Genomic DNA, 19464 nt, shown 5'->3' with positions numbered 1-19464 from the left:
TTGTGACTCGGGAGGAGCAACCAATGAAGCGTCGCAGCTCACGGTCACGCGGTGCCGTGGCGGTGGAGGCCGCGCTGGTCACACCGGTGCTGCTCCTGCTCGTCTTCGGCATCATCGAGATGGCGCTGCTGATGAAGGACCACCTCGCGGTGACGTCCTTGGTCCGTCAGGGCGGACGTACGGCGTCGGCCGCCCTGGCCGACTATCGCGGCCAGTCCACCAACCCGTCACCGTACTGCATCGCGCCGACCTGTTCCTACGGGCAGGCGCCCCAGCTCGCCGACGTCACCGCGATGGCGATCGCACGGGCGGGTGCGGCGCTCAACAAGGACGAGATCAAGAAGATCTACATCTACAAGGCGACCAGCGACGGGTACATCCGTGGCAGCAGCGCCTCGAACCGCTGGGGGTCGTGCACCCTCGACTGCGTCGTCTACAAGTGGAACGCGGCGAGCAACGCCTTCGCCTTCGCCAGCGGGTCCTGGTACGCCGACGACATCAATGCCTGCGCCAACAACAGCGACACCGGCACCCTGGACGCCGTCGGGGTCTACCTGGACGCCCACCACGACTTCCTGACCGGGTTCTTCTCCCACGGACTCGACCTGTCCGACCACTCCGTCTTCGTCTTCGAACCACTCGAACCCATCGTGTGCATGGCGAGCCTGGGGTGAGGCAGCGGGGCTACGCCGCGATCCTGGTCGCGGTGCTGAGCGCGACGGTGCTGATGCCGACGTGTGCGATCGGGGTCGACATCGCTCGGTGGCACATGGAGATCGAGCAGGTCCAGAAGGCCGCCGACGCCGCGGCGCTGGCCGGCGTCCGCGTGATGCCCGACCTCGACAAGGCCACCACGATCGCCCGCGGGGTGGCCGCGGACAACGGCTACACCCACGGCGCCGGGTCCGTGGTGTCGGTGAGCCGGGTGCCGCTGCACGTCAGCCAGCTCCAGGTGACCGTGTCGGTGCCGACCAAGAACGCGTTCGGAGCGATCTTCGGGGTCGGGACGACCACGATCAGTCGCTCCGCGGTCGCCGACTACACCGCGCCCGCCCCGATCGGGAGTCCGTGCAACACCTTCGGCAACGAGCCGCCCGGCACCACCGCGCTCGGGCCCCGCACCTCGGTGGCCAACCCGGCTGCGGTCTGCCAGACCGACAAGAAGTTCTGGGGCGGCATCGTCGGGCCCGGCAACGCCAAGCAGCGTGGCGACCGGTTCATGTCGAACAACTGCGACGCCGCGTGGGAGTCCGGGTGCAACGCGCGGGTCGGCACGAACCCGGAGTACCGCTCGACCGGCTACCTCTACATGGTCCACATCGAGCCGGCGATGGTGAACAGTCCGGTGACCCTGCAGATCTACGACCCGGCGTTCATCAAGACCGGGAACGTCTGCTCCGACCTGCCGACCGCGACCGGGGGGACCACCACCACCCGGACGACGCTGAAGAACGACGCCGGCACGTTCTCCGGCGCCGACAACATGAACCTCAACGTGACCACCAACGCGGTCGACCACTGGGTCGACCGCTACGCCGAGTGGAAGAGCGCCGAAGGCACCGCCGGCACGATCACCGATGCCGCCGCCCAGAAGTACTGCTCGGGCGACACCTCCCCCGACTCCGGACTCGACCCGATCAACACCACGTGGGTGCTGCGCGGCGCGAACGCCAACAACGACCCGCTCGGCGGTGCCGTGCTGTGCGCCCAGCAGTTCCGCGGTACGACGACCGCGCCGACGCTGCAACAGCTGACCCGGACCAACGCGGCGTACGACATGCAGCTCAGCGCCCTGTTCCACCAGTGGTACGCGTTCTGCAGCTTCACCCCCCGCGAGGCCGGCGACTACTGGCTCCAGGTACGAACCAACCGCTCCCTCCTCACCGCCGGCGGCGTCGCCAACGGCTCCCGCACCCCGTGGATCTACAACTGTGGAACCACGGGGTGCGGGGTCAACACCCTCGCCGGGGACGAGATGGACACCGGCGGGCAGAACAACTTCGCGCTGCGCGCGGTGGTGGCGAACAACACCGCCGTGTCGGTCTCGGCGTTCGAGTCGATGGCGATGGGCCAGTGGGGCGACTCCCCCGCGACCTTCCCCCTGATCCGCGCGTTGCCCTCGACGGCCGGCCAGTACATCTCGTTCGACTTCTTCGACGTCGGCGATGCCGGCGACCGGTGCGGCTCGGCGACGAACCTGTGCACGATCACGATCCTGCCGCCGTTGGGCTCGAACGTGACCGTCCTCGACATGGCGGGCTGCATCTACTCCAAGTACGCCGGCAACGCGGCGTCGAGCGACCCCGGAAGCTCCGCCCCGATCGATGCGCTCGAGGTCACCGGCTGTGCGGTCACGATCACCTCGAAGGCGAACAACGGGACCCAGGGGCGGATCCTCGTGCCGATCCCGACCGACTACAACTGCGGGGACCCGACGGTGCTGACCAACTGCTGGTACAGGGCCCAGGTGGGCTTCTCCTCGACCCTGGGGGTGAACGACTTCACCACCTGGACGGCCACGATCGCCGGGAGCCCGGTGCGGCTGGTGAAGTAGCTCAGCCGATCAGCTGGACCGCTTGGCACTCCGGGCGGCCCTGGACGTTGACGTCGGTGTTGCCCAGGGAGATGCCCAGGGCACCGAGCAGCGGGTTGACGATGCTGGAGAGCAGCGGGCTCACCACGGTGTTCAACAGCGGCGTGACGACACTGCCGGTCAGCGCGGACAGAGTCGGGTTGAGCAGCCCTCCGAGGAGCCCGATGATGCCGCCGGCGGAGGTGTCGAGCTCGACGTCGGCGGCGTTGAGGGTCACCACGTTCCCGTTGGACCCGGTGATCGTGTAGGTCGGCGGCAGTGCCGGGGCGGGCGGATAGGTGAGCACGACGCCCGTCTTGCTGCTGCTGATCAGTGAGGCACCGACCTTGACGTTCAACCCGATCGGATCGAGGCCGAGGGCCTGGAGGGCGAGCTTCAGCACCAGACCGAGCCCGGGGATCACGCTGAGGAACTTGGCCAGCGTCACGTTGATCTTCACCAGGCTCTGGTCCGAGGGGACCGTCACTGTTCCTGTCTCGGCCGTGAACGTGGCCGACTCCGGCGTGCAGGACAGGCCGGTCAGGGTGGCCTTGCCCGAACCCACGAGAAGCTTGAGGGCGATCGACCCGTCGGCCACGCCGAGCGCTGCGGTGGCGCCGAGGCTGGACGTCACGGACAGCGAGATCTGAGCGGACTCGGCGGAGGGCTGCGGCACGGCATCGGGTGAGCCGCAGCCGATCTTCGGCGGTTGCGTGATCGTCAGGCCGACTCCGGCCACGCTCGGCACGATCAGGCTGGCGTCGATCGCTGCGTTCTTGTTGGCGGCGACGATGGCGGCGGTGAGCAGGTCGAGGGCGTTGATGTCGCCGATCAGTCCCGCCGTCGGTCCACCCGTGGTGAGGTTGAGGATGCTCCCCAGGGTCACCGCGGGAACGCTCACCGGCAGGCTGAGGAGCGAGTTGAGCGCCGAGACGTCGGCCGTGGGGTTCTCCGCCTTGATCGCGTTGACCGAGGCCAGTGCCAGCTGGGAGATCGTGACGCTCGTCGTCGCCAGCTGGTCCACGGTGCCGACCCCGAGCTGGGCGGTGAGCTGGGCGAGCGGCACCTGGATGCTCTTGGCGTTGACCAGTCCGGTGTAGCCGATCGCCCCCAGCTTCACCCGGAGCAGGTAGTCGAGCAGCGGGCTGAGGGCGCTCTGTGACGTGTCGAGGGCCAGGCCCCGGGTGCCGACGGAGAAGCACAGCGTGGGCTTCGCCGCCCAGGCCAGGGCCGAGCGCTGCGCGCCGGCGCGCTTCACCCCGGTGACTCCGCCGAAGACGAATCCGACCGAGGTCTCCGCCGTCACGACGACCGCGTTGGGCACCTCGCCGGTCAGCACCTGGGTCGGCGTCCCCGAGGCATCGGCCGGGTAGGTCCCCGTGTTGGTCGCCTTGACCAGGTAGGCCTTGACCGTGGGGGTCCCGCCGACCGCCGCTCCGGTGTTGCGGGCGACCGAGGCGGAGAGGGTGTCGGCGAGGGTCTTCTTGGCCGGTGTCGCGCCGGTGCCCGCCTCGATCTGGGCTCGGGTGCGCCCGTCGATGAGTCGAGCCATGTCCAGGGCGACGGTGTCGGAGACCGTTTGCATGTCCCGTCGTGCGACGCGCTGCATCCCGATGTCGACGCCGAACGCGGCGATGACGATCACCGTCGCGATCAGCATCGCCATGATCGGCAGGACGGCGCCGCGCTCGTCGCGCTGGCGCCGCCTGGTGGCGGTCACGACGTCGTCACCTCGGCCTCGGTGTTGTACGTCAGGTTGCTCGGCAGGACGATCCCGAGGCCCGGGAACGTGGGCAGCAGGCTGTTGTCCTTGTAGAGGTAGTCGACGCTCACCTTCACGCACTGCGAGCCCGAGGAGACCGACGCCGTACAGGTCGTCGGCGCCGAGACGGTGCAGGTGCCGACGGTGGTGCCGTTCTTCTTCAGCACCCCGCTGACGCAGGAGACGCCGTAGCTGCCCAACCCCTGGGTCACCGCCGCCTGGGCGCGGCTGGTGCGCTCGGTGGCGGTGGTCGACGAGGGAGCCACGGCCGCGGCGCGAGCCGCTTCGGCGGCAGCCTGGCTGATCGCCTGGCGGAAGCTCAGCATGTAGCCGTAGCTGATGATGCCGAAGAGCAGGAAGCACAGCAGCGGCAGCACCAGGGCCAGCTCGACGGCAGCCGCCCCACGGGAGCGCTGGGCGGCCGTCGTACGGCGGCGTGCGACTCGCACCACGTCCAGCTCGCGCACCGCGCACCGCCCTCCACTGATGGGGCCGACGACGTCGTCGGTCCGATGGTCCCCACGCCCATCGCGGTCAGGATAGGGCGCTCGCAGTGAGCAACGACACGACGACCGATGAGATATGGCCCGAAAGGGCTAGGACTTTCGACCTGTCGTCCAGACCGGCCATCTCGGCACCCCAGACGGGCCATCTCGACGGACCAGACCGGCCACCTCGGCGGACCAGACGGGCCATCTCGGCGAGACGGAGGTCAGCCGATCAGGCGCGGTCCCCCGCAGGTGGGGTGGGGCACGGCGTAGACGTCGGAGCCGGCCAGGGTGAGTCCGAGGACCTGGCCCAGCGGCCCGGTGAGGAGGGCGTTGAGGCCGGAGAGCAGCGGGTTCACCAGGGTGCTGACCAGCGGTCCGATCAGGACGTTGTTGACCAGGTCGAGGACGGACTCGACCATCCCGCCGACGGTGGCGTCGAAGATCGAGCCGTGGGTGCCGTTGTTGATGTTGATCGTGGTCGGGATGCCGAGCACCGTCACCTTGATCGAGCCGCTGACCTTCACCTGGCCGATCGAGACACCCGAGATCAGGGTGCCGGAGCTGCCGGTGCCGAGGTTGTACTTCAGCGGTTCGTCCCAGTCCATCGGCGGATGGGCGAACGTCTGCGGTGCCGAGGTGGGCGGGGGCGTGGTCGAGACCGGGGGCAGGGTCAGGGTGAGGTCGACGTTGGCCTCCGCGAGCCACGGCAGCCAGGTCGGCCACCAGGCCGGCTTGTTGAGCAGGCCCAGCTGGAGCCGGATCGGGTCGATGGTCGCGCTCAGGCTGGCCACCGTGGAGGCGACCGTCGCGCTGATCCCCTCCGGCGTCGCCGCACTCCCCCCGGCCGAGCAGGCGATGTCGGTGATCGTCGCGGTGGTCTGGGCGGCGCCCACGTGGACGGCGGCACCGAGCGCCATCGTGCCCGCGGGGTTCGCCGGGTTCGCGGTGTTCGTGTCGGTGATCGACAGGCTGCTGCCGAGTCCGCTCAGCACGCCGTTGAGCACCGTGCCGAGCATGCCGGTCCCGACCGCGAGCCCGAGGTCGAGGCTGGTGGCGTCGGTCTGCACCTGGGTGCCGACAGGTCCGCACCCACGGCCGGGCTTCTTGATCACCTGCAGGTTCGCCTTGACCACCAGCCCGACCAGGTTCGCCGGCAGGCCGAGGGCCGACAGGGCCGCCGCGTCGAGGGTGAGCGGGACCGAGACCGCGCTCTGGGTGTTGGCGATCTGGACCGAGGTGGTCAGCAGGTCGAGCAGGTTGACGTCGGCCGCCAGCGCCGCACCGTTGCCCACGTCGAGCCCGAGCAGGGTGCCGAGCTTGACCTGGTTCAGCAGGCCCAGCTGCACCTCGGCCTTGGCGATCGCCTGCTGCATCACCCCCAGGTTGACCCGCACAGAGTCGGGGGTCGAGGACGGCAGCGCGTTGATCGACGCCTGGACGAGGGTGGAGACGCTGACGTTGGTGGTGAGCAGCTGGGTCAGGTCCCCGACGCTGAGCCCGAGGCCGACCAGCGACGGAAGCTCGTTGATCAGGTCGAGCAGGCTCAGGTCGACGTCGGCGATGCCCTGGTAGCCGGCAGCGGTCAACCCGAGGTTCGAGCCGAGCAGGGTGTTGAGCAGCGGGCCGAGGAGGAGGGAGTCGGAGCTCTCCACCCCGGCGACGTAGGAGCCGATCTTGAGGCAGGCGACCTCGGGCTGGCGGGAGGCCAGCGCCGTCCGGTTCGCGCCGCCGTCGTGGATCCCGATCACCGGGGCGAAGGCGAACCCGACCGCACCGCTGGAGCTGACCAGGACCGCATCCGGCACCTCACCGGACGCGACCTCGAGGACGGACCCGTCCGCAGCCCGGCGCGGCACGGTCTCGCCGTTGGCGCCGAGCGTGGTCCGCACCAGGAGCGCCCGGACGTCGGTGATCTGCCCGAGCACGTCGCGGTTGCGCGCTCGGCTCGCGGCGACGACGGTGTCGAGCCGCTCGTGCGTCGCGTCGCCGGCACGGATCTGGGCCGCCGTACGACCGTCGAGGAGGCGGGCCGCGTCGAGGGCGACGGAGTCGGAGAAGGCCTGCAGGTCGGCGCGGGCGACACGCTGCTGACCGATGTCGACGGCGAAAGCGGCGAAGACGACCAGGATCACGATCAGGGCGGCCGTCAGGACGGCGACGGCGCCACGTTCGCGGCCCTGCTCACCGCGGCCGCGCCGGGACCCGATCACGAGCTGCCGGCCTGGTTCACCTCAGTGGTCGAGGTGTACGCGAGGGTGTCGGGGAGCATGAACCCGATCGCGAACTTCGGCTTCGAGGTGTCGTGGGCGTAGTCCCACGACACCCGCACCGCCAGGCAGGTCGTGCAGGTGGCCGGCGTGGTGACGCTGCAGGTGAGCATGCCGGTGTTGCAGGTCGTGCCGAGCACGGTCTTGATCGCGCTGAAGGCGAGCGCCTGCCGGTCGGCCGTGGCCGGCGCGACGGCGATCGCGCGGGAGGCCTCCGAGGCGGCCTGGCTGACGGACTGGCGGAAGCTGAGCAGGAAGCCGTAGCTGAGGATGCCGGCGACCAGGACGAGCAGCGGGATCAGGACGATGGCGAACTCCACCGCCGCAGCGCCGCGTTCGGCGCGCGTTCGAGTACCGCCCATGTCATCCCTCCCCGGATCAGCGATCGCCAGAGTAAAGGGACGGCGTGGTCCCACGGCGCTGAATGACGCAAACCGGGACCGGTCCTAACGTGGACCTACTTGGGCGGGTCGATCTCCGCCGGCTGGAGCTCCTCGACGTTGACGTCCTTGAACGTCAGCACCTTCACGTTCTTGGCGAACCGGGCCGGGCGGTACATGTCCCACACCCAGCAGTCGCTCATCGAGACCTCGAAGAAGACCTCGCCCTCGGTGCGGGCCTTCACGTCGACGGCGTTGCACAGGTAGAACCGGCGATCGGTCTCGACGACGTACTTGAAGATCCCGACCACGTCGCGGTACTCGCGGTAGAGCGTCAGCTCCATCTCGGTCTCGTACTTCTCGAGATCTTCCGCGCTCACGCCTGGCTCCTCATGCGTCCATCACACTCACGGACTCTAGTCCGTCCGAGAGCCCCGGAAGGGACCAACTCCGACGGTGGTGGATCGTGGCGCCGTGCCGGCTCAGGGCCTCGACGTGGGCCGGCGCCGAGTAGCCCTTGTTCTCGGCCCAGCGGTACTCCGGGAAGTCCTCGTGCAGGCCGCTCATGATGGTGTCCCGGGCCGTCTTGGCCAGGATGCTCGCCGCCGCGACGGCGGCGCAGGTCAGGTCCGCCTTAATCCGCGTCACCACCGGGGGTACGGCGACCAGGCCGGCCGGGTCGCCGAACAACCCGTCCTGCTCGGGGGCGGAGAGGTAGTCGTGGTGACCGTCCAGCAGGACCTGGTCGACGTCGACCCCGAGCCCGGCGAGTGCCCGGTTCCCGGCCAGGCGGAGCGCCGCGGTCATCCCGATCTCGTCGATCTCGGCGGGGGTCGCGTGACCGACGGCCCAGGCGTCGGCCCAGCGCATCACCTTCGGTGCCAGCCGCTCGCGGGCGTCCGGGCTGAGCAGCTTCGAGTCCTTGACCCCCGCCGGGGCACTGCGGGTCTGCTCGGTGATCACGACCATCCCGATCGTGACCGGCCCGCACAGGGCTCCACGGCCGACCTCGTCCGCGGCGGCGAGGCGTCCGATCCCGGAGCGCAGCAGGGTGCGTTCGAAGCGCAGCGTGGGCGTCGTACTCATCGATCTCTCGTCATGCAGTCGGCAGCATCACTTGTTCACGGCGTCGAAGGACTCCGGCCGATGAACAATCGTGGCACGGCCGAGGGGCCAGATCACGGCCATCGTGCGCCCGGCGACCAGGTCGATCGGCACCCAGGGGCTGTCGGAGCACTCGGTCTCCGCCTCGGTGCACAGGTGGACCGAGGAGTCGCTCGAGTGCGCGCGGTTGTCGCCCATCACGAAGAGCATCCCTGCGGGGACCGGTCCCGCCTTCCAGTGCCCGATGCCCGGCATCGGGCCGTAGCAGACGCCCTCGGCGCCCCTCGCGCAGCCGTGCGGGTTGGGTCGGGCGTACTCCGACTCCTCCAACGCGATGCCGTTGACGATCATGCGGCCCTGGGCGTCGCAGCACTCGACCACGTCGCCGGGGACACCGATGACCCGCTTCACCAGGTGCCCACCCGAGGGGTACAGGCCGATCTTGGTCATCAGCTGGGTGATCGGGTTCGCCGGCAGGCCCGCCTCGTCGAGCGGGAGCCAGCCACCGGGGTCCTTGAAGACCACGACATCGCCGCGCTCCGGGGTGCCGCCGAACCAGTACGACGGCTTCTCGACCAGGATCCGGTCGTGGACCTGGAGCCCGGGCTCCATCGACTCGCTCGGGATGAGGAACGCCTCAGCCACGAAGGCCTTGACCCCGATCGCCAGCAGCAGGGCGATCGCGATCAGGATCCCGGTCTCCTGCCAGGCGCTCAGCCGTCGGCGTCCCGACCCGGAGGACGGAGACGACGAAGGCCGCGATCCCGTCTCGAGTGAAACAGGATCGCGGCCTTCGGAAGTCACCGGGCGATCTTAGAGCAGGCCGGTCGGCCGGCTCCGATCTGCGCGGATCAGAACTCGCGGCGCTCCTTGATCTTGGCCTTCTTGCCCTTGAGGTTGCGCAGGTAGTAGAGCTTCGCGCGACGGACGTCACCACGGGTGACGACCTCGATCTGCTCGAAGATCGGGGAGTTCAGCGGGAACGTACGCTCCACGCCGACGCCGAAGGAGACCTTGCGGACGGTGAAGGTGCGGCCGATGCCGGAACCGTGGACGCGGATCACGACGCCCTGGAAGACCTGGACACGCGAACGGCTGCCTTCGATGACCTTGACGTGCACCTTGACGGTGTCACCGGCACGGAAAGCGGGAACGTCGTCACGCTTGGAAGCGTTGCCGATCTCGGCAAGCAGGTTGCTCATGTTGTCTCCTCGCGAATGCGTACCGGTCACACGCGGATCAGTTGATGGAACGTGATTGAATTCAGCGGTGCCGATCGGACGATTCCCCGGTAGCAGAAGCCGACAGCACCAGCGGAAGAGTCTGCCACAGTCGCCGACTGCGACCGAAATCGAGCCTCTGGGGACCGAGACCGATGTGTCCGACTGGCCGGCACACACCACCGAGGTCCGGCCCTGGCGCCAATGGACCGTCCGCGGCACGAAGGCCGACCGCGCGGTCCACGAGATCGCCGTCTCCCTCCCCCCGATGATCGCCGACCTCACCCTGGAGCTGGAACGCCCCCTCGCCGCGATGACGTCGGCGACGCTCGGCGACCTGCGCACGCTCGACCTGGTCCACGGGCGCACCCTGGCCGGCCTGAACCCGCTGCAGCTGCGCACCGAGGCCGTCGACTCCTCGAAGATCGAGAACGTCGAGGCGAGCCTGCACGACTACGGGCGCGCGCTGCTCGGCGTCGGCGCCAACGCCTCGGCGGTCTCGATGGCCTCGGCCACCCGGGCGATGAGCCGGATGATCACCGACGCCGACACCTCCCGCCTGATCCGGCTCGAGGCGATCCTCGGCGCCCACCGCGAGCTCTTCGCCCGCAACCCTGACGAGTTCGAGCGCGCCGGACGACTGCGGACCACCCAGAACTGGATCGGCGGCAGCGACTACTCCCCCACCGGCGCGCTGCACGTGCCGCCACCGCCGGAGACCGTGCCGGCCTACCTCGACGACCTGCTTCGGTTCGCCAACCGGGACGACCTGCCGATCCTGGCCCAGGCCGCGATCGCGCACGCCCAGTTCGAGTCCATCCACCCGTTCATCGACGGCAACGGCCGGATCGGGCGGGCGCTGATCCACGCCGTCCTGCGGCGGCGCCGGGCGACCCGGCACCTGGTCGTCCCGATCGCCTCGGCCCTGGTCGCCCACCGGGAGCGGTACTTCGCCGCGCTCGAGGACTACCGCCGCGGTCGGGCCCACACCATCGTGGCGCTGCTCTCCTCGGCGACGAGCATCGCCACCACCAACGGACGCCGGGCGGCCGACGACCTGGTCGCGCTCGGCACGACGTGGCACGAGCGAACCCCGGCCCGACCGGGTACGACGCCGTACCGGCTGTTGGACCTGGCCACCGAGGAGCCGATTCTCAACGTCGACGTGGTGACGCTGGCGCTGCGGAACAGTCCCGACGAGGCGCGGTCCACGCTGGAGCAGCTGACCGACTGGGGCATCCTCACCCGCGCGCCCCGGTCCCGGAAGGCGCCGGTCTGGGTGGCGCCCGAGGTGCTCGACCTGGTCGACCGGCTGCGGGTGACGATCCAGGCCGACAGCGTCCGGCTGCAGTCCCGGGCCTGACTCGGCGTCCCAGACCGGCCATCTCGAGGGACCAGACGGGCCATCTCGGCGGACCAGACGGGCCATCTCGGCGACGGACGACGGACGAAGGCCCGCCCCGGCGAACCGGGACGGGCCTTCGACGATGAAGCGGTGTACTCAGACCAGCTCGTACCCCGACTCGTGCTGGACGTCGATGCCGGCGATCTCGTCGACCTCCTTGGCACGGAAGCCGATCGTCTTCTCGATCAGGGTGCCGAAGATGAACGTCACGGTGAAGGAGAACGCGATCACGGTCAGCGAGGAGAGGACCTGAGCCGCGAGCAGCGTGAAGTCGCCACCGAAGAAGACGCTCTCCGCACCGGTGAGGGCCTGGGCGCCGAAGAAGCCGACCCAGACACAGCCGATGAAACCGGCGACGAGGTGGATGCCGACGACGTCGAGCGAGTCGTCGTAGCCGAACTTGAACTTCAGGTCGACGGTGAAGGCGCAGATCGCACCGGAGACCAGGCCGAGCACGAGCGCCCAGAGCGGGGTGACGAAGGCACAGGCCGGGGTGATCGCGACCAGACCGGTCACGATGCCGGAGGCGGCGCCGACCGCGGTGGGCTTGCCGGTGCGGAACTGCTCGACGACGATCCAGCCGATCAGCGCGGCGGCCGGGGCGATCAGGGTGTTGAAGAAGATCAGCGAGGTCTGGCCCAGGTCGACGCCGAAGACGCCGGTGTTGAAGCCGTACCAGCCGAACCACAGGATCGCGGCGCCGATCAGGACGAGCGGGACGTTGTGCGGGACGGCCTCCTCCTTGGAGAAGCCGACCTTGCGCTTGCCGAGGACCAGCGCGAGCGCCAGCGCCGCGGCACCGGCGGACTGGTGGATCACGGTGCCGCCGGCCCAGTCGAGCGCGCCGCGTCCCAGACCCCAGACGTCGTTGGCCATCCAGCCGTAGAAGTTGCCGGCGGCGTCGATGCCCCAGATCCAGCGGAAGGTCGGGAAGACGACGAAGAGCGTGAAGAGCGTGGCGAAGAGCATCCACGGCCAGAACCGGGCGCGGTCGGCGACGGCGCCGGAGACCAGCGCGACGGTGATGATGCAGAACGCGACCAGGAAGGCGTGGCTGCCGAAGAGGTTCGCGACGTCCTCGGTGCCGCCACCCGCGGTCTTGACGAGGTCGTTCATGGCGAAGTCCTCGAACGGGTTGCCGAAGAGCTTGCTGCCGCCGCTGGTGCCGTTGCCGACGATGCCGGTGCCGCCGACGAGGACGTAGAGCAGGGTGACGACCGCGATCGAGCCGAAGCTCAGCATCATCATCGAGACGACCGACTTGGCCTTGACCAGGCCGCCGTAGAAGAACGCCAAGCCCGGCGTCATGAACAGGACCAGGGCCGCACAGATCAGCTGCCAGGAGAGATTGACGTCCATACCTACCTCGATTGGTTCGTGGGAGTGACCACGGTGCCGAGCCACCGCATTGGCCTGCACCTTTCCGACCGTTCGTCACGGTCGGACTCCCCCCACGTTTCGTCGAGGTAACAGAAGCCCCTGCTTCTTTACCGTTTGGTACGTCGCCGCTTGGTCATCACCACGGCGCTGGTGCCCTCGAGGCGTTCCCCGAGCCGGAACCCGGCCTTGCGGTAGAGCCGTTGGTTGCGCTCGCTGCGCACACCCGTCAGCAGCCGGTACGACGTCACCGAGGCGGGGACGACGGCCTCGATGTGCTCCAGCAGCTGACGGCCGAGGCCGCGGCCCTGCAGGTCGGGGGCGACCATCAGCCGCCCGATCTCCCAGACGCCTTCCTCTGCGGACCCGGGGTCGACCCGCCCGCGGACGGAGCCGACCAGGCGGCCCGCCGAGCGGACGACGTACGTCTGCCAGGAGGCGATGCCCTCGGCGACCACGGCCAGGTCCTCGTGCAGCGGCGGGATGGTGAGGTCGTCGTTGATGATCGCCTCCTCCGCCCAGCAGGCCCGCTGCAGGACGAGAATCTCGGCGGCGTCGGCCGGGACGGCGGGGACGATCTCCCACGCGGTCTCGGCCCGGGAGGCGTGGACCAGGTCGGGGCGACGGACGGCGGTGCGTTCCAGCTGCTGCTGGTGGCGCCAGGCGGCGATCCGACCGTGGTCGCCCGAGAGCAGGATGCTCGGGACCTCGTGGCCGCGCCAGGAGGCCGGCTTGGTGTAGACGGGGTACTCGAGCAGGCCGTCACCGGCGTGGCTCTCCTCGACCAGGGACTCGGCGTTGCCCATGAACCCGGGCAGGAGGCGGACGACGGCCTCGGTGATCGCCAACGCGGCGACCTCTCCCCCGTTGAGCACGTAGTCGCCGAGGCTGACCTCGCGGACCTCGGCGATGTTGCGGGCGTGGTCGAGGACGCGCTGGTCGATGCCCTCGTACCGCCCGCAGGCGAAGACCAGCCGCTCCTTCGTGGCGAGCTCGGCGGCGAGCGCCTGGCTCATCGGTTCCCCGCTCGGGGTGGTGAAGATGATCGTGCTGCGCTCGTCGACCTGAAGGGCCTCGAAGGCCTCACCGAACGGCTCGGGCTTCATCACCATGCCGGCGCCACCGCCGTAGGGGGTGTCGTCGACGCTGCTGTGCTTGTCGTGGGCCCACTGCCGCAGGTCGTGCACGTGCAGCTCGAGCAGGCCCTTGGTGATCGCCTTGCCCGGCAGGCTGAGCTGGAGCGGGTCGAGGTAGGCCGGGAAGATCGTCAGGTAGTCGAGCCGCATCGGCGTCAGGCCCCGTCGGGGGTGTCGGCGTTGTCGTCGGGCAACGGGGTGATCAGGCCCGGCTTGTCGGCCACCACGACCCGGCCGGCGGCCAGGTCCACGGTGGGCACGAGCGCCTTCACGAACGGGACCAGCGCGGTCCGCTTGTCCGGGGTGCGGATCTGGAGCAGGTCCTGGGCGCCACCGTGCACCAGCCCGGTCACCTCACCGCGCAGGTTGCCGTCGGTGTCCCAGGCCTCGAGCCCGACCAGCTGGTGGTCGTAGTACTCGTCCGGGTCCTCGGGGCTGGCGTCGGCCGGGATGTCGGCGTAGAGCAGCACCCCACGGGCGGCCTCGGCCTCGTTGCGGTCGGCGATCTCGGCGAGGAGGAGGTGCAGGACGCCCTGGTGCCAGCGGGTGGCGTCGATGGTGAGCTGGCGGTACGGGAAGGCGGAGCCCTTCGGCGGGACGGCCTTGAGCACGCCGCCCTGGACGAAGCGGCGCTCGGGCTCGTCGGTGCGCACGTCGATCGTGACGTGGCCCCGCACGCCGTGCGGCTTGCCGATCCTGCCGATGAGGACCTCGATCGTCTGCTGCTCGCTCACGGGCGCCATCCTCGCAAATGCAGAACGACCCGCCCCAATCACGGGGCGGGTCGTTCAGTGCTTGCGCTCGATCTGGCAGCTCAGCGCTTGTCCACGTCGACGAAGTCGATGCGGGCGCCGTTCTTGCCGGCCAGGGCGTTGATCACGGTGCGGAACGCGCTCGCGGTGCGTCCGCTGCGACCGATGACCTTGCCGAGGTCGTCCGGGTGGACCCGGACCTCGAGGATCGAGCCACGACGAAGCTGCTTGTCACGCACGGTGACGTCGTCGGGGTGGTCGACCACACCTCGCACGAGGTGCTCGAGCGCCTCAGCCAGCATCAGGCGTCGGCCTCAGCCTCGGCCGGAGCCTCGTCGGCCGGCGCCTCGGCAGCGGGAGCCTCCTCGACGGGGGCTTCCTTCTTCTTGCTCTTGGCGGTCACCGCGGCCAGGGTCGGCTCGGCGTGAGCCTCGGCCAGGGCCTTGTTGAAGAGCTCCAGCTTGTCAGCCTTGGGGGCCGCGACACGCAGGGTGCCCTCGGTGCCCGGGAGACCCTTGTGCTTCTGCCAGTCGCCGGTGATCTTGAGCAGGACCTCGACGGCCTCGGTCGGCTGCGCGCCGACACCGAGCCAGTACGCGGCGCGGTCACCCTTGATCTCGATGAAGGACGGGTCCTCCTTGGGGTGGTACTTGCCGATCTCCTCGATGACCTTGCCATCGCGCTTGGCGCGGGAGTCAACGACGACGATGCGGTACTGGGGCACACGGATCTTGCCGAGGCGCTTCAGGCGAATCTTGGTAGCCACGTCTGTGGTGTCCTTTACGTTTCAGTAGGTGAGGGCCGCAGCACGCTGGTGGGGAACACCGGTGCCTTGCCCCTCGGATGGGCCGTGTCGCGCTCGGTGAGAGGGGCCGAACGCACAGGACTCAGCAGAGAATCTTGCCAGAGCCGGGCCCGGGTCTGAAATCGGTGCCAGACTCCGGGCATGAGCGGATCGGGTGCGGCTCAGCCGCTCTCTCGACGGTACCCCGCGTTGCTGCCCGCCGCCATCGCCGTTCATCGCACCCGCCGGTCGTTCAGGTGGTGGCGCGAGGCCAGATCGGGGCGGGTGGTGTGGGCGGCGGAACGCCGTCCTGACCCCTGGGAGCACGAGGTGGCGGCGCACGCCTCGCCCCTGGTGCGGGTGCTGGCTCCGGCCGACCTGCCCCTGCAGCTGGGGAAGGTGACCAACCTGCGGCTGGCGGCCTCGCTGACCGACGGCCTGGTGATCGGACCGGGCGAGACGTTCTCGTTCAACCGGGTGGTCGGCAACGCGACCCGGCGGCGTGGATTCGTCGACGGGATGCGGATCAGCGCCGGTTCCCCCGTCGCCGGGGTCGGCGGCGGGTTGTGCCAGCTGGCCAACCTGATCCACTGGCTGGTGCTGCACTCATCGCTGACGGTGGTCGAGCGCAGCGAGCACAGTCTCGACCTCTTCCCCGACCAGGACCGGGTCGTGCCGTGGGGTGTGGGCTGCACGATCGTCTACAACTACGTCGACCTGGTGATCCGCAACGACACTCCCGACCCCGTCGTGCTGCGGACCTGGTTGGACGACACCCACCTGCACGGCACGCTCTCGACCACCGTCCCGGCGCCCGGATGGCGTGTCGAGGCGCGGGACGAGTCGTTCGTGGCCGACGGCGACGACGTCGTACGGCGCAACGAGCTGTGGCGGGTCCGGACGGACGCCACCGGGACGGTGGAGGAGCTGATCCGCCGCAACAGCGCCCGGGTGGCGTACCCGGTGCCGGCGGAGCTGCTCGGCTGATCGTTCAGGCGACGAGGCGTCCGCGGAGCACGATCGCGGCCGGTCGCTCGGCGGTCACGGACAGGTCGAGCAGCGGGTCGCGGTCGTAGACCACGAAGTCGGCCTCGCTGCCCTCGGCGAGGTCGGGGGTGAAGCCGAGCCACTCCCGAGCGCGCCAGCTGGCGGCACCGAGGACGTAGTCGTTCGGCAGACCGAGCCCGCTCATCGCGGCGATCTCCTTCGGCAGGGTGCCGTGCTGCTGGGCGCCGGCGCCGTCGGAGCCGGCGTACATCACGACGCCGGCCTCCCACGCAGTCATCAAGGTCTCGCGACGGCGGGCGTAGAGGTCCTCCATCGTGGCGCCGTAGGCGGGGAACTTGGCTCCCGCGGCCGCGGCGAGGTCGGGGAAGATCTCGAGCTGGGCGACGGTCGGGACCAGCGCGGTGCCGCGGGCGGCCATCGACCCGGCCAGGTCGGGAGTGAGTCCGGTGCCGTGCTCGATGCAGTCGATGCCGGCCTCGATCAGACCGGCCAGGACCTCGGTGCCGAAGCAGTGCGCCGTCACCTGGGCGCCCGCCGCGTGGGCCGCGGCGATCCCGGCCGCGAACTCCTCGGCGCTGAAGCTGGGCTTGAGGTCTCCGGCCGCGCGGTCGATCCAGTCCCCCACCAGCTTCACCCAGCCGTCGCCGCGTGCGGCCTGCCGGGCGACCGCGTCGACGAGGTCGACGGGCTCGACCTCGTCGGCGTAGCCGCGCATGTAGCGACCGGTGCGTCCGACGTGCCGGGCGGCCCGGATCAGGCGTGGCAGGTCCTCGCGCTCCTGGACCCAGCGGGTGTCGGTCGCCGCACCGGCATCGCGGAGGAGGAGGGCACCCGCGTCACGGTCCGCGATGGCCTGCGCCTCGGTCTCGTCGGCGCTGATCTCGCCACCGGGACCGAGCCCGACGTGGCAGTGCGCGTCGACCAGTCCGGGGACGATCCAGCCGCTGGCGACGGTGCTGGCCCCCGGCTGCGGCTCGTAGGTGATCAGGTCGCCGACGACGTACAGGTCACGGACGTCGCCGCTGGGCAGGACCGGGCCGTGGAACCGGAGGGCGGGCATGGCCGCAGGTTACTGGCCAGGCCCGCCCCCTCGGCTCAGCGCCGCTGGGTGGTCAGCCCCCAGCCGTACGTGAACAAGGGGTCGTACTCAGCGTCGCCGACGTTGATCGGCTCCTGGTCCACGCTGCGCGGCCACGTGACCGGCAGCTTCCCGGTGAACCGCTTCGCGCCGAACAGGACGTCGGCGACACCGGTGCCCTCGCTCCCGGGCAGCCACGACGCGACGAGCGCGTCGATCTGGCCGAGCAGCTCCGGCGGGATGATGATCGGCCGACCGGAGACGACGAGCACGGTGCAGGTCGCTGCCTGCGAGCAGACCGTCTGGATGGCGCTCCGATCGGCGGGCGAGAGCTCCATCGTCTGAGCCTGACGCGGGACGCCACCGTCCGCGGGGTCGTAGGCCCACTGCGGACCACCGACGTCACCGAACCCCTCGGCGTACGGCGTCTCGCCGACCACCACGACACCGTTGGCGTTGGCCGGGACCGGCGCCGAGGCGTCGGCACTGAACGTGGCGCCCGGGGCGTACCGCTGGATGCCGTCGAGGATGGTCGTGCCCGGGATGACGTTGGTCGAGCCGCCCTGCCAGGTCAGTGTCCAACCGGCGGCCTGGTTGCCGATGCTGTCGGCGTTGCTCCCGGCGACGTAGACCGACTTGCCCGCCCCGCGGCGGAGCGGGAGCGTGCGGCCACTGTTCTTGAGCAGGACCTGCGACTCGGCCACCGCCGTGCGAGCCAGCGCACGGTGTGCCGCGTTGCCGATCGTCGAGGCCAGGGTGCGGTCGGCGAACGGGTGCTCGAAGAGTCCCAGCTCGAACTTCGCGGTGAGGATCCGCTTGACCGCGTCGTTGATCCGGCTGATCGGCACCGACCCGTCCTCCACCAGCTGCGTGAGCGTCGGGATGAACAGGTCCCAGCCGTTGGGGTTGTTCGGTGCCTGGATCGGCTCCATGAACATGTCGACACCAGCGAGCACGGAGAGCTTCACCTGGTTGGTGTAGTCACCGGGCAGCTGCCGGATCGCCCGCCAGTCGCTGATCACGAACCCTTTGAAGTGCTGCTGGCCCTTCAGCCACCCGTTGATCAGGTCGCCGTTGGCGTGCATCTTGACCGGGCCGGCATCGTCGTCGGGCCAGTCCACGCTGGAGAACGAGGGCATCACCGAGCCGACGTCGTACTTCTTGATCGCCGGCTCGTAGACCGAGAGCGCGAGCTTCTCGAACTCGGCGCGGGTCACGTGGGTGATCCCCTGATCGATGGGATAGGCACCCGTGCCGGCTGCGGTCTCGTCGTAGGTGGTCAGCCCGTCGCCGGCGAAGTGCTTGGCGGTGGCGAGCACGCGGTCGCGCCGGTCGAGCTGGCCCGGCACGCCCTGGAGGCCGGCGATCGCGGTCTCCATCTGCTTGACGAGCTTCGGGGTCTCACCGAAGGACTCGTAGGTGCGACCCCATCGGTCGTCACGCGCGACGCAGACGCAGGGGGCGAAGACCCACGGGACGCCTGAGGCTCGCGTCTCGATCGCCGTCACGTGGCCGATCTTCTCGACCAGCTTCGGATCGCGCGTGGCACCGAGACCGATGTTGTGCGGGAAGACGGTGGCGCCCAGCAGGTTGCCGTGGCCGTGGACCGAGTCGACGCCGTAGATCAGCGGGATGCCGAGCCGGGTCTCGAGCGCGGCCTGCTGGTAGCGGTCGACCATGTCGGCCCAGGCCTCGGGCGTGTTCGGCGTCGGCGTGGATCCGCCGCCGGAAAGCACACTGCCCAGGAGGTTGTCGGTGATCAGTGACGTGTCAGCGTCGACGTCGATGCGTTCGGCCTGGGCCATCTGGCCGATCTTCTCGGCCAGGGTCATCCGTGAGAGCAGGTCGCGGACCCGCTCTTTCGTCGACGCCTTGGCGTTGAGGTACGTGGGTTGCCGGTGCGCGGGATGGGTTCGGGCGGAACGGCCGGAATCGCCACCGCGCCCGCTCGCGTCGGCGGTCGGTGCGGCGAGGACGGTCAGGGCGAGCACCGACGAGGTGGCACTGACGAGGATGAGTTTGGCCTTGGTGGGCCGACGTAGATGCTGGTCAGACAGCATGCGAGCCTCCTCCGAGATAGCCCGACACCCCGGCTCAGAGGGTGCCGGCGCGCGACGGTCGCGCACCC

Annotated in this window: 19 protein-coding genes and 1 pseudogene; 4 read left to right on the top strand and 16 right to left on the bottom strand. The window is 69.8% G+C overall.

Going from position 1 to position 19464, the window contains the following annotated elements; genetic code table 11:
• Nucleotides 1-23 precede the first annotated feature (23 nt).
• Both ACZ5J1_RS03865 and ACZ5J1_RS03860 read left to right on the top strand, forming a co-directional pair.
• Nucleotides 24-674, top strand: a complete 651-nt coding sequence (locus ACZ5J1_RS03865; RefSeq protein ID WP_464562677.1) for a TadE/TadG family type IV pilus assembly protein — start codon at nt 24-26, stop codon at nt 672-674.
• Nucleotides 671-2554, top strand: a complete 1884-nt coding sequence (locus tag ACZ5J1_RS03860; protein WP_464562675.1) for a pilus assembly protein TadG-related protein — start codon at nt 671-673, stop codon at nt 2552-2554. Before ACZ5J1_RS03865 ends, ACZ5J1_RS03860 begins: the two co-directional genes overlap by 4 nt.
• 1 nt (nt 2555) lies before the next feature.
• Here the strand turns inward: ACZ5J1_RS03860 and ACZ5J1_RS03855 are convergent, their stop codons facing one another.
• The 8 genes from ACZ5J1_RS03855 to rplS all read right to left on the bottom strand — a co-directional run bounded on the left by ACZ5J1_RS03855 (nt 2556) and on the right by rplS (nt 9778).
• Nucleotides 2556-4292 (bottom strand): hypothetical protein, encoded by a 1737-nt coding sequence (locus ACZ5J1_RS03855; protein ID WP_464562673.1) that lies wholly within the window; start codon nt 4290-4292, stop codon nt 2556-2558.
• The gene (locus ACZ5J1_RS03850; protein WP_464562672.1) at nt 4289-4801 is read right to left on the bottom strand and encodes a TadE/TadG family type IV pilus assembly protein; all 513 of its coding nucleotides are present in this window, start codon (nt 4799-4801) and stop codon (nt 4289-4291) included. The genes ACZ5J1_RS03855 and ACZ5J1_RS03850 overlap by 4 nt, the downstream gene beginning before the upstream one ends.
• A 245-nt stretch (nt 4802-5046) precedes the next feature.
• A complete protein-coding gene (locus ACZ5J1_RS03845) occupies nt 5047-7035 on the bottom strand; it encodes a pilus assembly protein TadG-related protein (RefSeq protein WP_464562670.1) in 1989 nt (662 codons plus the stop codon).
• Nucleotides 7032-7454: a TadE/TadG family type IV pilus assembly protein gene (locus ACZ5J1_RS03840; protein WP_464562669.1), complete on the bottom strand. Its 423-nt coding sequence runs from the start codon at nt 7452-7454 to the stop codon at nt 7032-7034. The genes ACZ5J1_RS03845 and ACZ5J1_RS03840 overlap by 4 nt, the downstream gene beginning before the upstream one ends.
• A gap of 95 nt (nt 7455-7549) precedes the next feature.
• Entirely contained in the window at nt 7550-7852 is a 303-nt protein-coding gene (locus ACZ5J1_RS03835) for a DUF2469 domain-containing protein (RefSeq protein WP_464562667.1), read from the bottom strand.
• Between the two features lie 10 nt (nt 7853-7862).
• Nucleotides 7863-8558: a ribonuclease HII gene (locus tag ACZ5J1_RS03830; RefSeq protein ID WP_464562665.1), complete on the bottom strand. Its 696-nt coding sequence runs from the start codon at nt 8556-8558 to the stop codon at nt 7863-7865.
• 27 nt (nt 8559-8585) lie between these two features.
• Nucleotides 8586-9380: a signal peptidase I gene (gene lepB / locus ACZ5J1_RS03825; protein WP_464562663.1), complete on the bottom strand. Its 795-nt coding sequence runs from the start codon at nt 9378-9380 to the stop codon at nt 8586-8588.
• A gap of 47 nt (nt 9381-9427) precedes the next feature.
• On the bottom strand, nt 9428-9778 hold the full coding sequence (gene rplS / locus ACZ5J1_RS03820) for a 50S ribosomal protein L19 (protein WP_464562661.1): 351 nt from the start codon (nt 9776-9778) through the stop codon (nt 9428-9430).
• A 175-nt stretch (nt 9779-9953) separates the two neighbouring features.
• Between rplS and ACZ5J1_RS03815 the strand changes: the two genes are divergently transcribed.
• Nucleotides 9954-11159, top strand: a complete 1206-nt coding sequence (locus ACZ5J1_RS03815; protein WP_464562659.1) for a Fic family protein — start codon at nt 9954-9956, stop codon at nt 11157-11159.
• Between the two features lie 138 nt (nt 11160-11297).
• On the opposite strand, the gene ACZ5J1_RS03810 is transcribed toward ACZ5J1_RS03815, so the two are convergent.
• From ACZ5J1_RS03810 to rpsP, 6 genes and pseudogenes are all read right to left on the bottom strand, one after another.
• Entirely contained in the window at nt 11298-12560 is a 1263-nt protein-coding gene (locus tag ACZ5J1_RS03810; RefSeq protein ID WP_464562657.1) for an ammonium transporter, read from the bottom strand.
• Nucleotides 12561-12688: 128 nt separating this feature from the next.
• A complete protein-coding gene (locus tag ACZ5J1_RS03805; RefSeq protein WP_464564696.1) occupies nt 12689-13036 on the bottom strand; it encodes a GNAT family N-acetyltransferase in 348 nt (115 codons plus the stop codon).
• A 153-nt stretch (nt 13037-13189) separates the two neighbouring features.
• Nucleotides 13190-13864 (bottom strand): annotated as a pseudogene (trmD, locus tag ACZ5J1_RS03800) (tRNA (guanosine(37)-N1)-methyltransferase TrmD); the annotation flags it as partial.
• A gap of 5 nt (nt 13865-13869) precedes the next feature.
• Complete coding sequence (gene rimM, locus ACZ5J1_RS03795; protein ID WP_464562655.1) at nt 13870-14448, bottom strand: ribosome maturation factor RimM; 579 nt, start codon at nt 14446-14448, stop codon at nt 13870-13872.
• A gap of 80 nt (nt 14449-14528) precedes the next feature.
• The gene (locus ACZ5J1_RS03790; RefSeq protein WP_464562653.1) at nt 14529-14768 is read right to left on the bottom strand and encodes an RNA-binding protein; all 240 of its coding nucleotides are present in this window, start codon (nt 14766-14768) and stop codon (nt 14529-14531) included.
• Nucleotides 14768-15232, bottom strand: a complete 465-nt coding sequence (rpsP, locus tag ACZ5J1_RS03785) for a 30S ribosomal protein S16 (RefSeq protein ID WP_464562652.1) — start codon at nt 15230-15232, stop codon at nt 14768-14770. Before rpsP ends, ACZ5J1_RS03790 begins: the two co-directional genes overlap by 1 nt.
• A gap of 180 nt (nt 15233-15412) precedes the next feature.
• Between rpsP and ACZ5J1_RS03780 the strand changes: the two genes are divergently transcribed.
• Nucleotides 15413-16237, top strand: a complete 825-nt coding sequence (locus ACZ5J1_RS03780) for a VanW family protein (RefSeq protein WP_464562650.1) — start codon at nt 15413-15415, stop codon at nt 16235-16237.
• Between the two features lie 4 nt (nt 16238-16241).
• Here ACZ5J1_RS03780 and ACZ5J1_RS03775 read toward each other — a convergent pair whose 3' ends face one another.
• The gene (locus tag ACZ5J1_RS03775; protein WP_464562648.1) at nt 16242-17318 is read right to left on the bottom strand and encodes an amidohydrolase family protein; all 1077 of its coding nucleotides are present in this window, start codon (nt 17316-17318) and stop codon (nt 16242-16244) included.
• 35 nt (nt 17319-17353) lie between these two features.
• Entirely contained in the window at nt 17354-19396 is a 2043-nt protein-coding gene (locus ACZ5J1_RS03770) for a glycoside hydrolase family 3 protein (protein ID WP_464562647.1), read from the bottom strand.
• Nucleotides 19397-19464: the final 68 nt, after the last annotated feature.

Source organism: Nocardioides sp. JCM 18999 (assembly GCF_055391175.1).
Note: the sequence above shows the minus strand (reverse complement) of the source record. Positions and strands in the feature narration are given on the sequence as shown.

Excerpts from the sequence above, each read along its gene's own strand:
- ACZ5J1_RS03770 (WP_464562647.1), bottom strand. The coding sequence starts at position 19,396 with ATGCTGTCTGACCAGCATCTACGTCGGCCCACCAAGGCCAAACTCATC.
- ACZ5J1_RS03775 (WP_464562648.1), bottom strand. The coding sequence starts at position 17,318 with ATGCCCGCCCTCCGGTTCCACGGCCCGGTCCTGCCCAGCGGCGACGTC.
- ACZ5J1_RS03830 (WP_464562665.1), bottom strand. The coding sequence starts at position 8,558 with ATGAGTACGACGCCCACGCTGCGCTTCGAACGCACCCTGCTGCGCTCC.
- ACZ5J1_RS03865 (WP_464562677.1), top strand. The coding sequence starts at position 24 with ATGAAGCGTCGCAGCTCACGGTCACGCGGTGCCGTGGCGGTGGAGGCC.
- ACZ5J1_RS03810 (WP_464562657.1), bottom strand. The coding sequence starts at position 12,560 with ATGGACGTCAATCTCTCCTGGCAGCTGATCTGTGCGGCCCTGGTCCTG.
- rplS (WP_464562661.1), bottom strand. The coding sequence starts at position 9,778 with ATGAGCAACCTGCTTGCCGAGATCGGCAACGCTTCCAAGCGTGACGAC.
- ACZ5J1_RS03780 (WP_464562650.1), top strand. The coding sequence starts at position 15,413 with ATGAGCGGATCGGGTGCGGCTCAGCCGCTCTCTCGACGGTACCCCGCG.
- ACZ5J1_RS03790 (WP_464562653.1), bottom strand. The coding sequence starts at position 14,768 with ATGCTGGCTGAGGCGCTCGAGCACCTCGTGCGAGGTGTGGTCGACCAC.
- ACZ5J1_RS03840 (WP_464562669.1), bottom strand. The coding sequence starts at position 7,454 with ATGGGCGGTACTCGAACGCGCGCCGAACGCGGCGCTGCGGCGGTGGAG.